Raw genomic sequence first — 19,272 nt, 5'->3', positions numbered from 1 at the left:
CTGTAACCTACCTTTGCGCTCAAATTTTAATTCTGTATGATATGAAAAGTTTAAAAGGTATTATTTATGCAATGATTTCATCAGGTACATTTGGGCTCATTCCATTATTTACAATTCCATTAATGGGAAATATGGAAATGAATGAATCCAACATTCTTTTTTATCGATTTCTATTTTCTACCCTTATGATGGGAGCAGTATGTCTTTTGCACAAAAGTACTTTAAAAATAAATATGAAACATCTGATCTCTATCATCGGTTTAGGTGCCTTGTATGCTCTTACAGCGCTATTTCTTATTTATTCCTACCATTATATAACTAGTGGAGTGGCTACAACCATTCACTTTCTCTATCCAATCTGTGTCAGCTTCTTAATGGTAGTATTCTTTAAAGAACAAAAATCCAAATCTCTATTCTTAGCAGCCTCACTCTCACTAATCGGTGTTGCACTTATGTGTTGGTCGGGAGGAGGCAGTATCCGATTGATGGGTATCGGACTCGCAGCTCTTACGATATTAACCTATGGGATATATATTGTTGCTCTGAATCAATTGGATATAGGTAAATTACCTGCTGAAGTGCTTACGTTCTATGTGCTTTTAGGCGGTTGCGTAATCTTTTTCATCTACAGTCTATTTACAGCAGGTATATCCTCCATCCCCAGCACAAAAGCCGGATTTTATATTTTGGCATTGGCATTTCTATCTACCGTCATCTCCGACCTTACGTTGATTTTAGCGGTAAAATATGCCGGTTCGACAACAACAGCCATCCTTGGTTCAATGGAACCTTTGGTCGCAGTGGTTGTAGGCGTATTGGTATTTTCGGAACATTTCACATTACAATCATTAATCGGTTTATTACTGATACTAATGTCTGTTATCATTGTAATATTAGCCGATCAACAAAAAAAGTCGAAGAGAATCACAGAACAGAAAATCATTAAGCCACATTGAGGAATAGAACTCACAATTAGTCTCAGACAATTGTCTTCTACCAATATCTTTATTAAAAGCGTAATGAAAAGTCATTAGAAGGAAAGAGAGGGTATCTGATTAGCATATCTCTGTCGCCTTCCAGCACCTTCCTGTATTCAGCGATACAATATACCTATGGGGGACAAACGAGAAAAGTCCGATCATGCGCACATGACGAGGGTCAGGAGACCGATCCGCAAGTAGCCGATTCTGATAATCATGAATATCGTGAAAATCATCGTCACAATAACGGTCATTCTTTCTAAGAATCTGTCTCCCCCCTTCATACCCCGATTAAATGTTTATTTCTCACAACCTTTTTATTTTGATATTTTCAATCGCTTTCTACTTTCTTTCTTCTTCTCATTCTCTCTCACTACTTGCAGCATTTCATTGATCAATTCCTCTCCGTCTTGCGAATAAAAATACTTTGTCTTTTCCACCCTCTCAACCATATTTCCCCATTTATCATATTTAGAAAGTACAATACGTTTAGACGTATCCGAAAGATAAACGCATCTTACCTCTTTCCCATTCTTATAATAAGTGCTATCAATATCCGTGCAATCGTCCAGTACAATACGATCAACGTGAATATCAAAACTATCCGACTTAAATTCCGTGAAACTACCTGTGAACTTCATGTCAGCGTCGAATATAAATTCCTTTTTCCCTTTTTCGTCAACAATCGTCTTGTTAATAGAACTGACAATACCATTCTTTATACATTTCCTGATAAGGGTGTCTCCTGCCATTTTCTCTATATCGCACACGATGTCATAGTCCTCGTCTGTACGGGGAATCCTTTTTTTAGCTTCCTCATAAGATAGTCCCCGAAAGAAGTAAGTGGTTCTTTTTTTCCCTATGTCAAAATAGTATTGCACTCTTTTTGTTAGATTACCATTCCCGTCGTATTCATTTTTTTCCTCATAGTCGTTGTCTTCATGCAGTACATAGTCATTGTTTATATTTCTAACATACACTAATTTGAGTTTACTTTTATCGTAATATTTCTGCAATAAATAATCAATGGTATCCCCTTGAGCATTTAATGTTAACACCTCCTCCCTTTGGGGAGCATATCCCATAATCTTGATATTTCCCGACCTCTTTGACTTTCTTCTTACCGTAAACTCTTCGTTGTTGATATACGTATAATAATACGTGCTTTTATCATCAATTAAATCAATTGTTTCAGAATCTTCTTCATACCTATGATGAGATGTTCTGGTCAATTGTACCTCTGACAAACGATTATTTTCATCATACTTGTTTTCATAAGTCGTCATGGTTATTCGATCATAAGATTTCTCTTCCGAAACCGTTTTAGTTCCACACGCATACAGAACGAAGACCAAAAACAATAATTTTACTTTCATTGTATATCTTTTTTTAGGGCAGGGCAGTGTCGGCAAATCAATAGATTTTCTTATTAATAACTCCTTCCTGTAAATCCCGTATCGTTAATCGTTGATATTCTTGTTTTCTTCTCATGAATGTCACATCAGAATACGTATTCAAACTTCCTGCGTATTCTTCTATTAGCCTAATCAAATCTCTATTTATTTGTATTTTCATTTAAATCATCAACTTCAACAGATCCCATTAGTGTCAAAGCACAATAAATTTCATTTTTCACACATTCATTACATAAGGGCAACCTATATAAATCGGCAGATTGTTGCTTTGGTTGAGACTTACCTAAACAACTTATGACAAACAACATGCAACAAACAATTCTATTGATTTCATAATACAAAATTAGTGTATAGTCTTTTTGCCCGTCTGTACAGCCTGCAAACGTTATTTGATTATTGTTATGTTCTTGGCTGCGATGACAGGCTAATCATGTTTTTCACTTGTCCAAGCATAAATATAAAAAGTCCCGTAAAATCAAGATTTTACGGGACTTACTTTTACTTTTCCGTCATTTATCTTTGACGCTCAGCGGAGAGCGAGGGTTATGAACCTGCTCCCTTATATCCTTGAAATTCAACTCCTTTTCAAAATGTCAATGCCTTAGGGGGTACAACTTAGGTTACAAAAAAGACCGAATTTTGTCTGTCTTTGGCTGTTCATTGTCTGCCTAAAACTTCGGTTCAAAGATACAACTTGTTTTTGAAATACGCAAATCATTGAATATAAATATTCTGCGGTTAGTGCAAGGTGCAAGCTATATTTATATATATACTTGCACCTTGCACTAAAAGAATTTTATTGCCCCCTATGCTTCTTCCTAAAATCAGTAGGATTACAATCTTTGTATTTCTTGAATAGCCTATTCAAATGGCTTTCATCCGTAAATCCCAGTTCCTCTACTATCTCGCTAATTCTCATTTCGCTGTGTAAAAGCCGACTTTCCACCATTTTCATCTTATAGTTTAAGATATACTGCTGCATGGTTTCGTTGGTCTGCTTTTTGAAGTATCTCCCAAGATAATTGGGTGAAATACCAAAATGCTGGCTTATCGCTTTGGCTTTTATCTTTTCGGGATAGCAAATGTTGGATTGGATATATTGCAAGATGTTCAGTGACTTTTCTTCTGAATTTTCATCTATCTGTTCAGGCAGGAACATAGCAATGTTACGGGCAACAACAATAACAATCGTGTTGATTAACTGCGTAATAATTTCACTGCTGTATATATTCCTATTCACATATTCACGGATAATCGCTTCTATCATAGGTTTTACCAGCAATTTATCGGTTTGATTGCGTAATATACAGCCGGGGCGGTGATTGGCGTGTTGCAATATAAATTCCAGCCGTTGAATGTTCTCCGCTCCAAAAACAGCCGAATGAATGTAGATGTCATTGAATTTTATATAGACGAACTTTGTCGTAGTGTGAATGTCGAAAGAATGTATGTCACCGGGAGTAATCATGAAAAGATGCCCGTCATGATATGGAAATTTGTTGTTGTTTATCCACTGAATACCTGTTCCCGATAGAATATAGACCAGTTCAAAAAAAGTATGGTCGTGTTCCTTTAATTGTGATTCGTCCAGTTCACTGAAACAGATTTCAAACGGTTGGTGTAGATTTTCCCTTTTCATTTTGTGAATTTTTCTATTAGGACGTAAAGATACAAATAAAAAGAAAAATAATACATATATTTACGCTCGGATATGTATAACTTTGCCACAAATAAGATGAAGCAGTAACTTTTATTAGGATGAGGTATGAAAACAGAATTGGAAAAATGCTTGTCGGGCGAATGGTATGATTGTCATGCTCCCGTATTTATGGGGTTTAAAAGAAAGACGCATGAATTGTTGCTGAAATACAATTCATTGCCGTATGATTATAAAGAGGAAAAGTATGCGCTATTGAAAGAAATGTTTGAAAGCGTTGGCAAGAAAGTTTCAGTAGGGCATTCTTTTATATGCGATTATGGCTGTAACATCAGCATAGGTAATAATGTCAGCATAAACACTGGATGCACCTTTGTGGACTGCAACAAAATCATTATCGGCAACAATGTATTGATAGCCCCCAATGTGCAAATCTATACGGCTACCCACCCTGTTGAATTGAATGAGCGGCTAACACCGACAGAAACGGAGGACGGGACAGCATATATCCGTCACACGTATGCCTTGCCTGTTACCATTGAGGACGGTTGTTGGATTGGCGGCGGTGTCATTATCCTGCCGGGTGTTACTATCGGTCGGGGAAGCGTTATTGGAGCGGGAAGTGTTGTCACCAAATCCGTTCCGGCAAACAGCCTTGCCGTAGGAAATCCATGTAAAGTAATTCGGGAAATCAATACTTCCATATAGCCATGATTAAATTAGTCGCTTTCGATTTGGACGGCACGATAGGCAACACCTTGCCGATGTGCATACAGGCTTTCAAGAAAGCCACACAACCATATATCGGACATGAATTGTCGGATGAAGAAATGGTTCATACTTTTGGTTTGAATGAAGAAGGTATGATTGGGTGTGTCGTTGATGAACCCTATCGGCAACAGGCATTGAATGACTTTTATGTGATTTATAAGGAATTGCATCAAGAAATGTGTCCGACACCTTTTGAGGGAATACGTGAGTTGATAGCCTTGTTAAAGCAAAAGGGTATCATTGTGGCACTTATCACCGGAAAGGGGATAAATAGTTGTGATATAACCTTAAAGCAATTCAATATGAAGGATTCTTTTGCAAAAGTCATTACGGGAAACGCAGAAAGGAACATCAAGTCGGAAGCATTGAAAGAACTCTTGCATGATTATCATTTGGCTGCAAATGAAATTGTATATGTCGGGGATGCACTTTCAGATATAACGGAGTGCAGGAAAGCCAATGTGATGTGTCTGTCTGCCGCTTGGAGTATTCCACAAAATGAAGTGACAGCCTTAGAAAACAGTAACCCTAAAAATGTGTTTTATTCGATATCGTCCTTATTCAAATATCTTAATATAAAAACATGATTATCTTATTTACAGTGAATTTTATCAACTCAATTAAAACAGAACAATATGAAACAGAGAATTTGCCAAAGTTGTGGCATGTCTATGCCCACTGATGATTTGTTAGGAACTCACGGTAACGGATGTTTGTGTACTGAATATTGCTGCCACTGCTTCCAAAAAGGATTTTTCACCAACAATTCATTGGAGGAACAAATCGAACTGAATACCCAACCCGAAAGTCTGGCTGCATTTAACGAAGCGTCAGGAAGTAATTTTACCAAAGAAGAAGCTATCGAAGGACTACATAAGTTCCTGCCTACGCTTAAACGCTGGATGCCTATCAGACGGCAGGCTGAATGGGTACTTGAACAATGCGGCTACATCACACTTTCCACTATCAGTGAAAATGGTTATCCTCGCCCGGTAGCTATCGACCTATTGCGCCATACCGATATATCAACTTTATGGATGACAACAGCCTTATCCACAGAAAAGGTAAAACATATCAGACAAAATTCAAAAGCCGGAGTTTGCTTTGTTCACGAAGCAGACAGTGTTACTCTAACCGGAAAAATAGAAATACTTACTGATGCGGAAACCCGTCAGACCTTTTGGCAAGATTATATGCTACACTATTTCCCGCAAGGTGTAAACGACCCGGATTATTGCATTCTTTGTTTCCATACGGAAGAAGCAGTTTTGTGGATAGACAGGAAATTTGAGCGCATCGTGTTATAATGTAGCCATTCTTGTTTTCGTATGAAAAGTTTGTCTTATCATACGAAAACAAGAATAGCTATTTAGGGTAACTTTTTCTCTGGCTTATTCCGTATATTTGCTTTCAAATAAGAGAACTATGGATATAGATAACGAAAAGAAATATTGCCAAAGTTGTGGTATGCCATTAGACATTGAGGGTATTTCAGAATATGGAACAAATTCTGATGGTACACTCAATCAGGAATTTTGTTCCTGTTGTTTAAACTCCGGCAAATATCTTTTTGATTTCTCAATGGAATACCTCATTTATCTTTGGGGGCTTTTCCCCGATTCCTATAATCAAATTGCAGGTACTAATTATAAAAGCGAGGAATTAAGAAATGTTTTATCCGACAGATTGCCTAATCTAAAGCGGTGGAAGCAAAAAATAAACACTGCCCATATACACTATGCCCTTATAATAAATGTTCAGGAATATATCAATCGGCATTTATTTGAGGACTTAAACTCTGACAATTTATCTCATATCGCTTGTATGTCGATATATCACTTTCGGAGAGTATTCAAAGATGTTGTAGGAGAGAATGTCGGTGATTATATTCAGAGGTTAAGGTTGGAATATATTGCTTTCAAACTTATTTCAACAAATACAAGGGTATCGGAACTGCTCGAACAGACAAATTTTCACAACAAACATACTTTATCAAGGGCATTTAAAAAGCATTTTCAAATGTCTATCCCTGCTTTCAGGAAAACATATTCAAGTGTTGCTTGTGAAAACAAAATTATAAAACAGCCTGACTGTTCAATAAAGAGGATTAAAGAATTCAAAGTTGCATATTTGAAATTTGAGCGAACACATAGAAATAAGCAAGCATATTCTACTTTGTGGGGGCAGATAATAGAATTTGCCAAGAAATACAATCTGACAGATAAAGGTTTCAAATACGTTAGTATCAGTTTGGATAGTCTTGATATTACGGAAATAGATAAATGCCGATTTTTGATAGGGATAACTGTTCCTTATTCAATGGAAGTCCCTAAAGGTTTTGGGACTTTGAACATACAAGCAGGGTTATATTCTGTATTTAATATAAAAGGGGGGTACCATGAATTAAATAAAATTTACCGGAATGTTTACCTTGATTGGCTACCAAATAGCAAGTACCGTCTAAGAGAACAAATGACCTTTGAAATATATGCCAATACTCCCAATAAAACAAGCACGGATGAATTGGTGACAGAAATTTATTTACCCATTGAAGCAAAACAAAAGATAAAATGAAAAACGAAATAATTCAATTTTTAAGAGAGAATATCATTGGCAAAACATTGCTTACTGGTGCAGTTTATAAATTAGAGAACGGAAATTTAGAAGGCGTGTATAGCGATAAAATGACATTCTCAAATTTGGTGACAACAGAAAACGGCTTTAAGTTCAATATGACAACTGTCACCCAAGAATTGGTTTACAATTTGGATAATAAAGGAGCAAGAACCACCATAGCCAAAGATTATACAGGAACAAGTGTGTTTTGTTATGAATTGGCAATGCGAAAAAGCACAAAGCAAATCACAGGTTATATGCGTTGTGTTTCAACAACAGTTCAAGATTCCACAATGGAAGCTGTAGTTTGTGGAATATTTGATGTGACTTTTGACGGGAAAGAACTGAAATGGCAAGAAAATCAATTGCTATATAGAGATAATCCCATAGGAGAAGATAAATATAAACCAGTCGCCTTTAATTCCAAAGTTCGTTTTTATCTTGATAACGGGAAAGTCATATTTGAATATTTGCCAACGCTTTGGGATATATCCCCTGACACATTGGAAAAGAGATTGTCTAAAGATGATTATCCTCCTTATATATCAAAAGAACAATAACCGAATAAAAAAGAAGTAGAGCCGGATAATAGCATAAATGAAATAAGCTGTTTATACAATGAAAGAGGTAGTAGATAGGATATTAGAGCAAGTAGAGGCTGATATTTCGGAAATCGACCTCTACGGTTATAATATTATCGAAACTTCTCTTTCAATGGTACATAGGCTGCAAACTGTTCTTAATGATTTGAGAACGAAAATACAGACTTATGTATTTCTAACCAAAGAGGATGAAATCTTGTTTTTCAAGACACAGAAGCCGGAGATACTCGGTCGGTTGCTATTTTTCTATAAGATATACAAGATTGAAACGCAATGCCCTAATGGTAGTGATGAAGCGATTAGAAATTATATCAATCGGGAACTGGATAATCTGACTTATTTCTTCAATCGCAATTTGGACTTTTACCAATATTACCGTTCACATTCCACTGTGTACGATGAATATTACTTTGTACGTGGGAAAGCTGATTTGCGATTATGTACTGATAGCGCACAGTTTGACAAAGACCCTAATTTCTCAACCGGATATGATTATAAAGTGGCAAAGATTATCGCCAATGAAATGCTACGCATCTATCTGAATAAACGACTGGTGAAACTGGGAACTAATAATCAGATAGAAGACAATTTACAAAAATGCTTCAAATATCCGTTCCGCTTTACAGGCAAAAAGGCATATCTTATCGAACTGGGATATTCGCTTGTATCTTCGGGCGACATAAACAATGGCAATGTGGAGATAAAAGAAATGATGAATTTCCTTAGCACGATATTCCATATTGATTTAGGGGATTATTACGCTTCATATATAGCTATGAAAGAGAGAAAAGACCGAACGGCATATCTTCATCATCTTATAGATAGTCTGATTAAGCGGATGAACGAGGATGATATGAAATGTTAGCATAACCAACAATTACGAAAAACATTGTTACTGAATTTCTATAATTCAATATGCAACACTTCTACTTTTTCATTTGTTGAAAGTGAAAGAAATGCATTAGGAGTATTGCCTGAAAGCCTTTTTACTTCCCTATATAGGTGCGGTGTATCATAATATCCCGCTTGGATAGCAACAGACAAAAAGTTATCGAATGAAGTATTGGATTTTAAAAGGTGAATAGCGTTCCAAAACTTGACGATTCGACTATATTCTTTGGGCGAATAACCTGTATAAAATTTAAACTTGCGCTCAAATTGTCGTAGGCCTAAGCATGCTTCTGTTGCCAATTCTTTAATCGAAACAATACCTTTCTGCCTACTAATCAAGGAAACAGCATAAGATATTTGCTTTTCTGTATCCGTATTGTTTTTGTACACTTGTCTAACCAATTCATGTTCAATAGCATCAATTGGATTTTGATTGGATTCGCAGAGTTGATATATGAAAGATTGACTAAAAAGAACTGGAAATTCATGGCTGTCAATCCCTTGATTTGTCAATTCGTTTAGCGGAATATCTATAAATCGAAAAAGTCCACACGGACGAAAACGTACCCCTATAATATAAATGAAGTTTGTGTGAGCAACCAATTCCGTAAATGTATTCATCGGTCCAAAGAAATAGGAATGATAAGGTTTCATTATCAAGCTATTCCTGATGCAATCTGCGGCATTGCCCACGATGAAAACAAAATCAGAACGACCATGAGGTGGAATGTTGAATTTCAATCCATTTCTTGTTTCTCCTTTATATTCCCAAAAGTGATAGATAAAAGGAGCTAATACGCTACATGGGGAATATTCTTTATACATATAACAAAGATATATCATCAACTCTAATTCTAAGAAATATTAGTGGTTAATTTTTTGTCTTGATTGATAAAGCTCATCCACGAATGGTGAATATGATAAAGAGAAAGTATAAACACGCATGAAAAGTAAATATGTTCCGATGTCCACAATAGTGGAACACTCGAACTAAAATGACTAATTGTTTCCACATATACTATGTAAACTACTAAGGATATAAATGCTATCAATAAAGAAGCGACAGCATGACCTATTCCCGAAACTGCACTAAAAAATACGAATGTAGGTACAGCTATCAAGTAAGAAGTTAGCATAACTTTTAATGTAGGGATAGCCTCAAACACCAATACTGTATTGTCACTATAAATCCGCAAAGTAGATGATGGAAAAAACAGGAACAATACCATTATCGGCAAAATAGTCATGTAACATAAGAATATTACTTTTTTACATACATATAGGATAGAGTTACCTTTATTCTCTCCTATGAGATTTCCAACCAAAGAACTAACAACAGATGCAAAAGCTTGTACGAAAAGAAAAAGAAAGGACGAAATATTTCTCACAATATTCGTAATAGCTAATGACCTCTCCCCGAAATGCTCCATTGTAATGAAAAAAACAAACCAACTGCCAAATACTAATCCATGCTGTAACATCATCCAAATAGAAATAGATAGTATCTTTTTTAATATTGTACAATCTATGGTTATTCGCCTTTTTAATCCATATTTGCAAGAACTTACGTTCTTTTGGGTATATATGATAAAATGAATTACCGCAACCGCTTCGGAAATGACTGACGCTATGGCTGCTCCAGAAATGCCTAATACGGGAATACCTAATGCTCCAAATATTAAGATATAATTCAGAATAACATTAATTGCTACCATAGTTATAGAATTGAGCATTAATGCGGAAGTGTGTATTATTCCGATATAAAAGGCTCTAAACATGATAATTGTAAAAGAAAAAAAGAAACCATAGATTCTCCAATCAAGATATTGTAAAACAGCTTGGAGTACAGATTCAGAATCTATAATTGATTTTAATATAATTGGTGAAATTATAGAAGAAAACAATATTACTATTACCGCAATTATCAGCAAAAACAATATGCCCTGTGAGAGAATTTTTCCAGCTTCTTTATACTGTTGGTTTCCATTATATTGGGCTATTAAGATTTGCGCTCCTATGCTGAACCCAAATCCAATCATGTATATAATCATATAATAAGTACCAGCTATAGCTGATGCAGCCAATTCAGTTTCTCCAACTCTTCCTAAATAGGCTGTATCAGTAAAACCTATTAAGTATTCCATTAATAAACTAACCAATACAGGCAGACTGGTTTTATAAATTGATATATAAGTAATATTCATATTCATTTCATTTATCCGGCAAAGTTACTTCACTTGGTTCGTATTAAATTGTATAAAAACGACATGGATGTTTTTATATGGCATCAAAGAAGCAAATACGATACTTACAAGATATTAGCAACCGTTTCTTGACAATTTCACGTTGGTTCAAAAAAGGATGAAAATGATATGAACTATAAATTTCTGTATTCCAATATGTAGAAGTACCATGTTCACCCCAATATGGTACTTCCTTTTTATGGTGAAATATATTTTGAAAATGATATTTTTTGGGGAATTTTTACACCGATATTCCCCAAAAATAGCCTAAAAAAAATAATACCATGATAGGTACAACCATGACTTTTAGGTTATTTCTTCTGCCGAACTTTGCGGCAAATCAATAAGTTAGCAATATGGAGATTATAACATTTGAGTCAAAAGCCTACAAGGAACTTGACAACAAGATTACCGCTATTGCCGATTACATTTTCAATCATTTGGACGAAAACAAGACCGATGAAGATGAAATTTGGGTGGACAGTTACGAAGTATGTACTTTCTTGAAAATCAGTGGCCGAACCCTGCAACGCCTGCGGGCGGCAGGGATGATTTCTTACTCTGACATCAAGGGGCATTACTTCTATAAGATTAAGGAAGTCAAACGAATGTTGGAAGAACGCCTGATTAAACGTGACAAGGAGTGTATAAACGAACTGATAACCAATCATCAGAAATATGTTAAGGAAAGAAGAAATACTAAACAGGACAAATAATGGTCTGCTCGTTTTCAAACATTACTTACCCGGTGACTGGCGTATAGGCAGGCATTTTCTTAACCCGCTCTATCAGGACAGGAAAGCATCGTGTAATATCTATTTCGACCGCCATAGCGGTATGTACAAGATGAAAGATTTCGGTAACGACAATTACAGCGGTGACTGCTTTTTCTTCGTGGGGCAGTTAAAAGGATTGGACTGTAACCAGGCAGCTGACTTTGTGGAGATACTGGAGATTATCGACCGGGATTTGGGGTTGGGACTGGGGTTGGCGGCAGGAACTTCGATAGCTATTCCTACAACAGTAAATAATCGGAATGCGGCAGACAAAACCGAAGAAACACCCGAAAAGCCAGTCAAGCCCTACCAGTTCCGGGAACAGAAGTTTCCGCTTGCAGAACTGATGTACTGGCAACAATATGGCATCACGCCCGAACTGCTGGAGCATTACAAGGTCTGTTCACTCCGGGAGTATAACAGCGAAACGGTAGATGGAAAACCATACGCCTATGTTTCATCGGTGACAGAACCTATGTATGGCTACAAGGGCAAACAGTATATCAAACTGTACCGTCCGTTCTCCACTCCCCGCTTCCTTTATGGCGGTAGTTTCGGCGAAAACTACTGCTTCGGGCTGGAGCAGCTGCCCGCCAAAGGTGATACCCTGTTTATCACGGGCGGCGAAAAAGACGTGCTTTCTTTGGCGGCACATGGATTTCACGCTATCTGCTTCAACAGTGAAACGGTGACTATACCGCCCACGCTGGTATATCGGCTGACGTTCCGATTCAAGCACATCGTCCTGCTCTTTGACATGGACAAGACGGGCAGGGAAAGTTCATGCAAGCAGGAAAAACTGTTGGAAGAATTTGGAGTGAAACGCCTGCTCCTGCCGCTTCCGGGTACGAAAGAGGAAAAGGACATTTCCGACTACTTCAAAGTCGGGAACACCCGTGAAGATTTTCTGAAACTGTTTATCGAATTTTTAGACAACCTGTATAGCGACACATTGATTATGCTAAAATCATGCGAGATAGATTTCAACAACCCGCCCGCCAAAGCGCAAGAGATTATTTCGGCGGGTGACGTTCCGTTAGGAACACAAGGCAACCTGTTCGGCATCACCGGAGGTGAGGGAACGGGCAAGAGCAATTATGTAGCCGCAATTGTGGCAGGCTGCATCTGCCCGGCTGGTACGGAAGTAGATACGCTGGGAATACAGATAACCACCAACGGCAGACACAAGGCGGTCTTGCTCTATGACACCGAACAGTCGGAAGTGCAACTGTTCAAGAATGTAAGCAACCTACTGGCACGAGCCAAGCAGCCGGACAAACCCGATGAACTGAAAGCGTTCTGCCTGACGGGTATGTCACGCAAAGAACGCCTGAACGCCATTGTGCAGAGCATGGATAAATTCTACTACCAGTACGGCGGCATCCAGTTGGTCGTCATTGACGGCATCGCCGACCTTGTAAAGAGTGCCAACGATGAAGCGGAAAGCGTGGTGGTGATAGATGAACTCTATCGGCTGGCGGGCATCTATAACACGTGTATTCTTTGTGTGCTGCACTTCGTCCCTAACGGATTAAAGTTACGTGGGCATTTGGGTAGCGAACTGCAACGCAAGGCGGCTACTATCCTTTCAATAGAGAAAGACGAAGAACCCACGCAGTCGGTAGTGAAAGCCCTGAAAGTAAGGGACGGAAGCCCGCTGGACGTTCCTCTGATGCTTTTTGCGTGGGACAAGAAAGCCGGGATGCACGTGTACAAGGGGGAAAAGCCCCGTGAAGAAAAGGAGAAGCGCAAGGAAAGGGAACTGGTGAACGTAGCCCGTGACATCTTCGGGCGACAGACACATATCACCTACATAGACCTTTGCGAACAGTTGCAGCAGGTCTTGGATGTAAAGGAGCGTACTGCCAAAAGCTACATCCGATTTATGCGTGAACGGGACATTATCATCAAAGACCCGTCCAACCAAAGTTATTTTATGATTGGTTTAATTTAATCAGGCAGCCTTATGTATATAGATAAAGACGTTTTTACCGTATGGATGGAACGTATCATGGATAGGTTCGACATGCAGGACAAGAAGATAGACCGGGTAATAAAAGGACGTAATTGTTTGGACGGGGAAGAACTGCTGGATAATCAGGACTTGTGCCTGCTTCTGAAAGTAGCTCCCCGAACACTGACCCGTTACCGAAAAAAGGGAATACTCCCTTTCCTTATGCTGGATGGCAGATGTTATTACCGTGCTACGGACGTACACAAGTTAATCCGGGAAAAAACCGATTAATTTTTTCTTTTCTAATGGCTTTCAATCCTGTTTTGCCGTGAGATAAGGCAGGATTTTTTTTATTGTATGCCAGACTTTTCAAGGATTTGGCTAACTTTGCAAAAGTTACATAAGAAAATAACGGCGATTGAGCAGTAACCTGTGATTTCGCCTTTATATATAACATATTCGTTCGCAGAACGTCTCAAAGTAGAGAACTGGCACTTTTCAATAATGACGAGATTTTCAGCGCAATGTCTATGCTATGTTTCAACATAGCGTGGGCTTGCCTGTTTCGTCATTAAGGTATGCCAGTACCTCTACTTTGAAGCAGTGTAAGTTCACGCTTCTTTTTTGGGGTCAAGTCAAAAAGTATGTGGGTATAATATTTGAGAAACATTTAAAGTTTGCAATGCTAAAAACATACATCCTTCCAAAGTATTATAAATCAAGCACATCAGACGAACATCTGATTGGACGTCAGCATTGTAACTCAGAGGTCATGTTTATCACCCACAGGGTTTTCGGATTGACCCCTTTTTTGGCGTACTGGCGAACAGTTTATAAAAAGTAACTGTTAAATACTCAATTATGAAACATTTAAAAACTTGTATTGCCGTTTCTCTTGATGGTTTCATAGCCACAAAGGATAATGAATTGGACTGGATGCCTGAAAACGTCAAAAAGGAAATTTCGGAAGCCTATGAACAGCCGGGTGTATTGCTTGCCGGAGTTAATACCTATACCTATATTTTTGAACATTGGGGCGGATGGCCGTACAAAAGCAAAAAAACTTTTGTAGTGTCCCACTACGATACCAATGTGTCGGAAAAGGAGAATGTAAGCTTTCTTACTGATATGCCATTACGTGCGGTCAATGAACTTAAATCAAATTCGGAAACCGATATTCAGGTTATCGGCGGCGGTAAGTTCATAACATCCCTGATTGAAGCGTCCCTACTTGATGAAATAACGCTATATATTATCCCGGTCATGCTGGGGAACGGCATCAAGTTTATAGGTAAAACTTTCGGGTCGAAGTGGGAACTGACCCAAAACAAGATACTGGATAATCAGGTCGTTTGCCTGACCTACCAGTATAAAGGAGAATGATTAAAAAAGCACCCGGTGTCCCTCCGGGTGCTTCAACCACAAAAATTTCAATTATAATCTATCTATAATGAAACTTTCTGTGGCAAATATAGCGATTTTCGTTTTACTTCTTCGACTTACCTTTCTTTTCAGGAAACACGAAAGTAACATTAAACTGCTCGTCAAAGGTAAGTGAAGCGTCAAAGACTTTGCCGTTCTTGCTTTTAAAGCCTTTGATTAGCCCGGTTTTCCCGGTAGTCACCAGTTCGGTAATCTGCTTGTCTGTTAGCTGCTTGTCGCTCTTATTGCGAAAGATGGTAACGGAACAATCCACATTGGAACATTTGGCGACTTTCGGATCGAAAAGGATGCGTCCGGTCTTGCATTTGGGGCAAATGCAACCACTACCCGAAGCGAAAGAAAGCTGAACACCCAAAAGTTCAGCCGTAATTTGCCGTGCATACACTTCGATGCCTTTGCGGAACGTGTCGGGGTTCATTTCTCCGCTTTCTATTTTGGCAAGCGTGTTTTCCCACATTCCCGTCATTTCAACGTCTGCTATCTTCTTATCCCGGATAATGTTGTAAACGGCAAGCCCTTTCTCGGTCGGGACAAGGTTCTTTTTCTCCCGGACGATATACTGGCGGAAAAACAGCGTTTCGATGATGGCTGCCCTCGTAGCGGGCGTACCGATACCCGTATCTTTCATGCTGGCTTTCAGGTCGGCGTTTTCCAGTTCCTTACCCGCTGTTTCCATTGAAGAAAGCAGGCTGCTTTCCGTGTGTAACGGCTTGGGCTTGGTCTGTTTCTCCAGTAGTTCAATGCCGGAAAGTGGCAGAGTGTCACCGTCCTGCATGACGGGCAAAGTGGCGTTATCCTCTCCGTCTTCTTTCTCGGCGAATACGGCACGCCATCCGGCGGATTTGATTACAGACCCTTTGACCGTGAAAAGCGACCCTGCACATTCCAGCGTTACACTGGTAACGTCTTTGACGCATTTTTCAGAAAAGGCTTCCAACATCCGTCCGGCTATCAGTTCATAGATTGCCTGTTCGTCCGTTTCCATCTTGCCGGGCAGATTTTCCGTTACTATCAAAGCGTGGTGGTCTGTTACCCTGCCATCGTTCACAGAACGGGAATTTAAGGCTTTGCCTTTCATCCCGGCAGCATACCCGGCAAAACGAGCGTACTGTTCCAAATTAACAAGACGTTCCGGGATTTCCTCGAACACATCCTGCGATATATAACGGCTTCCGGTTCGGGGGTAGCTGATTAGTTTACCCTCGTATAACTTTTGTGCAATGGATAGGGTTTTGTCTGCGGAAAAATTCAGTTTGGCATTCGCTTCTTTTTGCAGCGTGGTTAAATCATAGAGCAAAGGCGGTTCTTGGTTCACTTCCTTACGCTCTACGGTTTTCACCTGAACCGTTTTCGCTTCCTTTATCCTTTGCAACGTGTCGATGGCGGCTTGCTGCATATCGTATTTATCTGCGGATAGTGCCGTAAAAGCTATATTATCCTTTGCCGACTGTAATTTCAGTTGCCAATACTTTTGCGGGACAAAGTTCTTGTTCTCCAAAAAGCGAGTGCATATCATTGCCAACGTAGGTGACTGTACCCGTCCCAAAGAGAATATTCCTTGTCCGGCTGCCACGCTTAAAGCCTGTGTTGCGTTTATTCCAATCAAATAATCCGCTTCGCTGCGTGCCTGTGCCGAACGGAACAGGTTATCATACAGACTACCGGCTTTCAGGTTTTGCAGTCCCTCACGGATTGCCTTGTCCGTAAGGCTGCTTATCCATAAACGGACAAAGGGCTTGTTGCATCCGATATACTGGTAGATGTACCTGAATATAAGTTCTCCCTCTCTTCCTGCATCGGTGGCGACTATAATCTTGTCCGACTGGTCGAATACCTCTTTGATTACCTTTAGCTGTTTCAATGCGCCGGGGTCTGCCTTGTACCCTTTTTCCGCTTTTACTTGTCGGGGGGTAAGTTGAAAACTATCCGGAATGATAGGCAGACTTTCCCGACGGAAACTCTGTATGCCGTATGCTTCCGGCATTGCCAAACCTACAAGATGGCCGAACGCCCAGGTAACGAGATACCCGTTACCTGAAAGGTAGCCATCCTGTTTTTCACTCGCTCCTAAAATGCGGGCAATGTCCCTTGCCACACTTGGTTTTTCTCCGATTACTGCAATCATTCTAATTTTGATTTTAATTGTTCCACTTCTTTTTGTCTTAGGATTTTCCGGTCATAGTAGATGTGATAGCCATTTATATAATATTGTCGGTTCTGCTCGTCTATGGTTTTCCAGTCCGTTTTGTAACAGGCAAAGAGAAACAGGACGAAACCGATAGCCGAAATAAGGATTAATACCGTTATCATCTTTTGCGTCCCCTGCTTTGTTTGGGTTTGTCCGTCTGCTCCTGCTTCTCCTTTTTATCCTGCTTGGTTTTCTGTTTTTCAGTGGGCTTGTCCTGACCCTTTTTCAAAGGTTCTTTCACTTTTTTGGTGGCTTCGTTGGTCTTGCCCTCCGAATTAACTGCTACCTGTGTGCGGTTCTTGCTTGCCGGAGTAATCTCTTTCACGGCGGAACGGTCAAAGCTGGGATTGTCACTGTAAAAGCCTAACTTCTTCTTATCATGGTTCACCTGAATATAAGCATCGTATTCGACCCCTCGCTTGTCTTTCAGCCCGGCAACAAAGATGGTTTTGTCATTGACTAAATCCTGCTGTTGCTGGCGTGTCAGTTCTATTCCTGAAATGCTCTTGGGGATGGTTACACCGTCACTGGTGACAAGGTTGTTTTGCTGCTCCAGTTTCTGCCGTTGCTCCTGTGACTGTTTGGCATTGGGATAGATAAATTCCAGACTTTTCTTGTCGGCATTGACCTGAACGGTTGCGGAAAAGGGATTTTTACGGTTGGAAATCATATTTTCAAGGAATACTCCCTTTCCCTCCCGTAAGGCTTCCTTTTGTTCCTTGTTCAGTTTGACACCCTTTATTTCATCGGGTATTTGGACGCTACTTGCACGCATGGAAACCAGCTCGTTCGTCACCTTATCCACGCTGACGAAAGAGGGTATCATTTCTCCTGTGATATAGTTTTTCAGGTTTACGATCCGTCCCATATTGCCCGTTTCAAGAAGATTGGCTTTATCCTCTTTGGAAAATTCATGCCCGAAGAACGGACGTTCAAGTTCCGGCTTTTGGCGGATGCCGTGTATCGCCAAAACCACTTTCCCATCCTTGTCATGCCGGAAAGATAGGCGTGCGTCCAGTTTCATAATGGCGGAATTGTAGTTACCTGCGATGGAGAACGCACCGGGCGACTTGTACCCCCTTAACATGGGTTCTAAAGCCTTTGCCTTTTCAAGCTGTTCTTTGGAAAGCCCGAAGTTTTTTAGAGCTTCCCAGTCCACCTTATCAGGATCGATAACATACTTGCTTTTGTCAGGTTGCTGCAGTGCTTGTGCCGTTGTTTCCTGCTGCGGTTGCTGTACCTGCTGCAGTGTTTGGTTCGGTTGTCCGTTCGTCACCCCCTGTTTCAGCGTTTCGGGTGTTACCCGGTAACGTTCTATCTCCGCTTCATTCTTGGCGGTCGGATGGTCGAAGTTGTCCCTGATTATCGGTACAATCTTGGGAAGTTCAATCTTGGGGATTTTAAAGAAGTTGAAGCGGGTCGGGTTTTTCAACTGGTTCATCATGTTGGAAAAGAAGTTGGAAAAGAAATCGCCGTGACGGTCGAATTTCAGAAGTTCGCTGTTGTTTTCCGGCGGTACGGTTTGAAGTTCCCCGTTTTCATCCACGCCTTTCACTGCACTGATTGTCTTTTTCTCCTTATCCAGTACAAGAAGAATATCCATCATCTGTTCGTCAGTGGTGGATTGGTTGGCTGTATTTACATCCATAACTTTTTGAATTTTAGTGAGTAAATAAAAATTTCGGAAGTAAAAGTAAGGATGAAATAGAGTATATTTAAGGATTTGGGAATGGGTG

The 19,272-nt window shown here is 39.6% G+C and carries 18 protein-coding genes; 11 read left to right on the top strand and 7 right to left on the bottom strand.

What is annotated here, in order from left to right:
* Positions 1-41 precede the first annotated feature (41 nt).
* Positions 42-956: a DMT family transporter gene (locus tag BF9343_RS05905; RefSeq protein WP_005785992.1), complete on the top strand. Its 915-nt coding sequence runs from the start codon at positions 42-44 to the stop codon at positions 954-956.
* A 341-nt stretch (positions 957-1,297) separates the two neighbouring features.
* Here BF9343_RS05905 and BF9343_RS05900 read toward each other — a convergent pair whose 3' ends face one another.
* Both BF9343_RS05900 and BF9343_RS05895 read right to left on the bottom strand, forming a co-directional pair.
* On the bottom strand, positions 1,298-2,356 hold the full coding sequence (locus BF9343_RS05900; RefSeq protein ID WP_010992416.1) for a hypothetical protein: 1,059 nt from the start codon (positions 2,354-2,356) through the stop codon (positions 1,298-1,300).
* An 835-nt stretch (positions 2,357-3,191) separates the two neighbouring features.
* Positions 3,192-4,034, bottom strand: coding sequence for an AraC family transcriptional regulator (locus tag BF9343_RS05895; RefSeq protein WP_007665467.1), 843 nt, complete (start codon positions 4,032-4,034; stop codon positions 3,192-3,194).
* Between the two features lie 126 nt (positions 4,035-4,160).
* Here BF9343_RS05895 and BF9343_RS05890 point away from each other — a divergent pair, with 126 nt between their 5' ends.
* From BF9343_RS05890 to BF9343_RS05865, 6 genes are all read left to right on the top strand, one after another.
* Positions 4,161-4,760, top strand: a complete 600-nt coding sequence (locus BF9343_RS05890) for a sugar O-acetyltransferase (RefSeq protein WP_010992415.1) — start codon at positions 4,161-4,163, stop codon at positions 4,758-4,760.
* 2 nt (positions 4,761-4,762) lie between these two features.
* Positions 4,763-5,410, top strand: a complete 648-nt coding sequence (locus BF9343_RS05885; protein WP_010992414.1) for an HAD family hydrolase — start codon at positions 4,763-4,765, stop codon at positions 5,408-5,410.
* A gap of 48 nt (positions 5,411-5,458) precedes the next feature.
* The gene (locus tag BF9343_RS05880; RefSeq protein WP_077687857.1) at positions 5,459-6,130 is read left to right on the top strand and encodes a pyridoxamine 5'-phosphate oxidase family protein; all 672 of its coding nucleotides are present in this window, start codon (positions 5,459-5,461) and stop codon (positions 6,128-6,130) included.
* 118 nt (positions 6,131-6,248) lie between these two features.
* Positions 6,249-7,397 (top strand): GyrI-like domain-containing protein, encoded by a 1,149-nt coding sequence (locus tag BF9343_RS05875; RefSeq protein WP_010992412.1) that lies wholly within the window; start codon positions 6,249-6,251, stop codon positions 7,395-7,397.
* Positions 7,394-7,999 carry a hypothetical protein gene (locus BF9343_RS05870; protein WP_010992411.1) on the top strand — a complete coding sequence of 202 codons (606 nt, stop codon included), beginning with the start codon at positions 7,394-7,396 and terminating at the stop codon, positions 7,997-7,999. The genes BF9343_RS05875 and BF9343_RS05870 overlap by 4 nt, the downstream gene beginning before the upstream one ends.
* A 58-nt stretch (positions 8,000-8,057) precedes the next feature.
* Complete coding sequence (locus BF9343_RS05865) at positions 8,058-8,906, top strand: RteC domain-containing protein (protein ID WP_008766816.1); 849 nt, start codon at positions 8,058-8,060, stop codon at positions 8,904-8,906.
* 38 nt (positions 8,907-8,944) lie between these two features.
* Here the strand turns inward: BF9343_RS05865 and BF9343_RS05860 are convergent, their stop codons facing one another.
* On the bottom strand, positions 8,945-9,757 hold the full coding sequence (locus tag BF9343_RS05860; RefSeq protein WP_010992410.1) for an AraC family transcriptional regulator: 813 nt from the start codon (positions 9,755-9,757) through the stop codon (positions 8,945-8,947).
* A 29-nt stretch (positions 9,758-9,786) separates the two neighbouring features.
* Positions 9,787-11,136, bottom strand: coding sequence for an MATE family efflux transporter (locus tag BF9343_RS05855; RefSeq protein WP_041926188.1), 1,350 nt, complete (start codon positions 11,134-11,136; stop codon positions 9,787-9,789).
* Between the two features lie 395 nt (positions 11,137-11,531).
* On the opposite strand from BF9343_RS05855, the gene BF9343_RS05850 reads away from it, so the two are divergent.
* The 4 genes from BF9343_RS05850 to BF9343_RS05835 all read left to right on the top strand — a co-directional run bounded on the left by BF9343_RS05850 (position 11,532) and on the right by BF9343_RS05835 (position 15,288).
* Positions 11,532-11,891 (top strand): helix-turn-helix domain-containing protein, encoded by a 360-nt coding sequence (locus BF9343_RS05850; protein ID WP_008766819.1) that lies wholly within the window; start codon positions 11,532-11,534, stop codon positions 11,889-11,891.
* On the top strand, positions 11,854-13,905 hold the full coding sequence (locus tag BF9343_RS05845; protein WP_010992407.1) for a bifunctional DNA primase/helicase: 2,052 nt from the start codon (positions 11,854-11,856) through the stop codon (positions 13,903-13,905). The genes BF9343_RS05850 and BF9343_RS05845 overlap by 38 nt, the downstream gene beginning before the upstream one ends.
* Before the next feature lie 12 nt (positions 13,906-13,917).
* Entirely contained in the window at positions 13,918-14,196 is a 279-nt protein-coding gene (locus BF9343_RS05840) for a helix-turn-helix domain-containing protein (RefSeq protein ID WP_007665493.1), read from the top strand.
* 570 nt (positions 14,197-14,766) lie between these two features.
* Positions 14,767-15,288: a dihydrofolate reductase family protein gene (locus BF9343_RS05835; RefSeq protein WP_041926187.1), complete on the top strand. Its 522-nt coding sequence runs from the start codon at positions 14,767-14,769 to the stop codon at positions 15,286-15,288.
* 103 nt (positions 15,289-15,391) lie between these two features.
* Here the strand turns inward: BF9343_RS05835 and BF9343_RS05830 are convergent, their stop codons facing one another.
* Genes BF9343_RS05830 through BF9343_RS05820 form a run of 3 tightly spaced genes read right to left on the bottom strand, consistent with a single transcriptional unit; the run spans position 15,392 to position 19,184 of the window.
* Positions 15,392-17,473, bottom strand: a complete 2,082-nt coding sequence (locus BF9343_RS05830; RefSeq protein WP_010992404.1) for a type IA DNA topoisomerase — start codon at positions 17,471-17,473, stop codon at positions 15,392-15,394.
* Positions 17,470-17,658, bottom strand: coding sequence for a hypothetical protein (locus BF9343_RS05825; protein ID WP_041926186.1), 189 nt, complete (start codon positions 17,656-17,658; stop codon positions 17,470-17,472). Before BF9343_RS05825 ends, BF9343_RS05830 begins: the two co-directional genes overlap by 4 nt.
* Complete coding sequence (locus BF9343_RS05820) at positions 17,655-19,184, bottom strand: DUF3945 domain-containing protein (protein ID WP_010992403.1); 1,530 nt, start codon at positions 19,182-19,184, stop codon at positions 17,655-17,657. Before BF9343_RS05820 ends, BF9343_RS05825 begins: the two co-directional genes overlap by 4 nt.
* Positions 19,185-19,272 lie beyond the last annotated feature (88 nt).

It is taken from the genome of Bacteroides fragilis NCTC 9343 (assembly GCF_000025985.1).
Classification (GTDB): domain Bacteria; phylum Bacteroidota; class Bacteroidia; order Bacteroidales; family Bacteroidaceae; genus Bacteroides; species Bacteroides fragilis.
Note: the sequence above shows the minus strand (reverse complement) of the source record. Positions and strands in the feature narration are given on the sequence as shown.

Coding starts and splice junctions, on each gene's coding strand:
- BF9343_RS05905 (WP_005785992.1), top strand. CDS start 42: ATGAAAAGTTTAAAAGGTATTATTTATGCAATGATTTCATCAGGTACA.
- BF9343_RS05900 (WP_010992416.1), bottom strand. CDS start 2,356: ATGAAAGTAAAATTATTGTTTTTGGTCTTCGTTCTGTATGCGTGTGGA.
- BF9343_RS05895 (WP_007665467.1), bottom strand. CDS start 4,034: ATGAAAAGGGAAAATCTACACCAACCGTTTGAAATCTGTTTCAGTGAA.
- BF9343_RS05890 (WP_010992415.1), top strand. CDS start 4,161: ATGAAAACAGAATTGGAAAAATGCTTGTCGGGCGAATGGTATGATTGT.
- BF9343_RS05885 (WP_010992414.1), top strand. CDS start 4,763: ATGATTAAATTAGTCGCTTTCGATTTGGACGGCACGATAGGCAACACC.
- BF9343_RS05880 (WP_077687857.1), top strand. CDS start 5,459: ATGAAACAGAGAATTTGCCAAAGTTGTGGCATGTCTATGCCCACTGAT.
- BF9343_RS05875 (WP_010992412.1), top strand. CDS start 6,249: ATGGATATAGATAACGAAAAGAAATATTGCCAAAGTTGTGGTATGCCA.
- BF9343_RS05870 (WP_010992411.1), top strand. CDS start 7,394: ATGAAAAACGAAATAATTCAATTTTTAAGAGAGAATATCATTGGCAAA.
- BF9343_RS05865 (WP_008766816.1), top strand. CDS start 8,058: ATGAAAGAGGTAGTAGATAGGATATTAGAGCAAGTAGAGGCTGATATT.
- BF9343_RS05860 (WP_010992410.1), bottom strand. CDS start 9,757: ATGTATAAAGAATATTCCCCATGTAGCGTATTAGCTCCTTTTATCTAT.
- BF9343_RS05855 (WP_041926188.1), bottom strand. CDS start 11,136: ATGAATATTACTTATATATCAATTTATAAAACCAGTCTGCCTGTATTG.
- BF9343_RS05850 (WP_008766819.1), top strand. CDS start 11,532: ATGGAGATTATAACATTTGAGTCAAAAGCCTACAAGGAACTTGACAAC.
- BF9343_RS05845 (WP_010992407.1), top strand. CDS start 11,854: ATGTTAAGGAAAGAAGAAATACTAAACAGGACAAATAATGGTCTGCTC.
- BF9343_RS05840 (WP_007665493.1), top strand. CDS start 13,918: ATGTATATAGATAAAGACGTTTTTACCGTATGGATGGAACGTATCATG.
- BF9343_RS05835 (WP_041926187.1), top strand. CDS start 14,767: ATGAAACATTTAAAAACTTGTATTGCCGTTTCTCTTGATGGTTTCATA.
- BF9343_RS05830 (WP_010992404.1), bottom strand. CDS start 17,473: ATGATTGCAGTAATCGGAGAAAAACCAAGTGTGGCAAGGGACATTGCC.
- BF9343_RS05825 (WP_041926186.1), bottom strand. CDS start 17,658: ATGATAACGGTATTAATCCTTATTTCGGCTATCGGTTTCGTCCTGTTT.
- BF9343_RS05820 (WP_010992403.1), bottom strand. CDS start 19,184: ATGGATGTAAATACAGCCAACCAATCCACCACTGACGAACAGATGATG.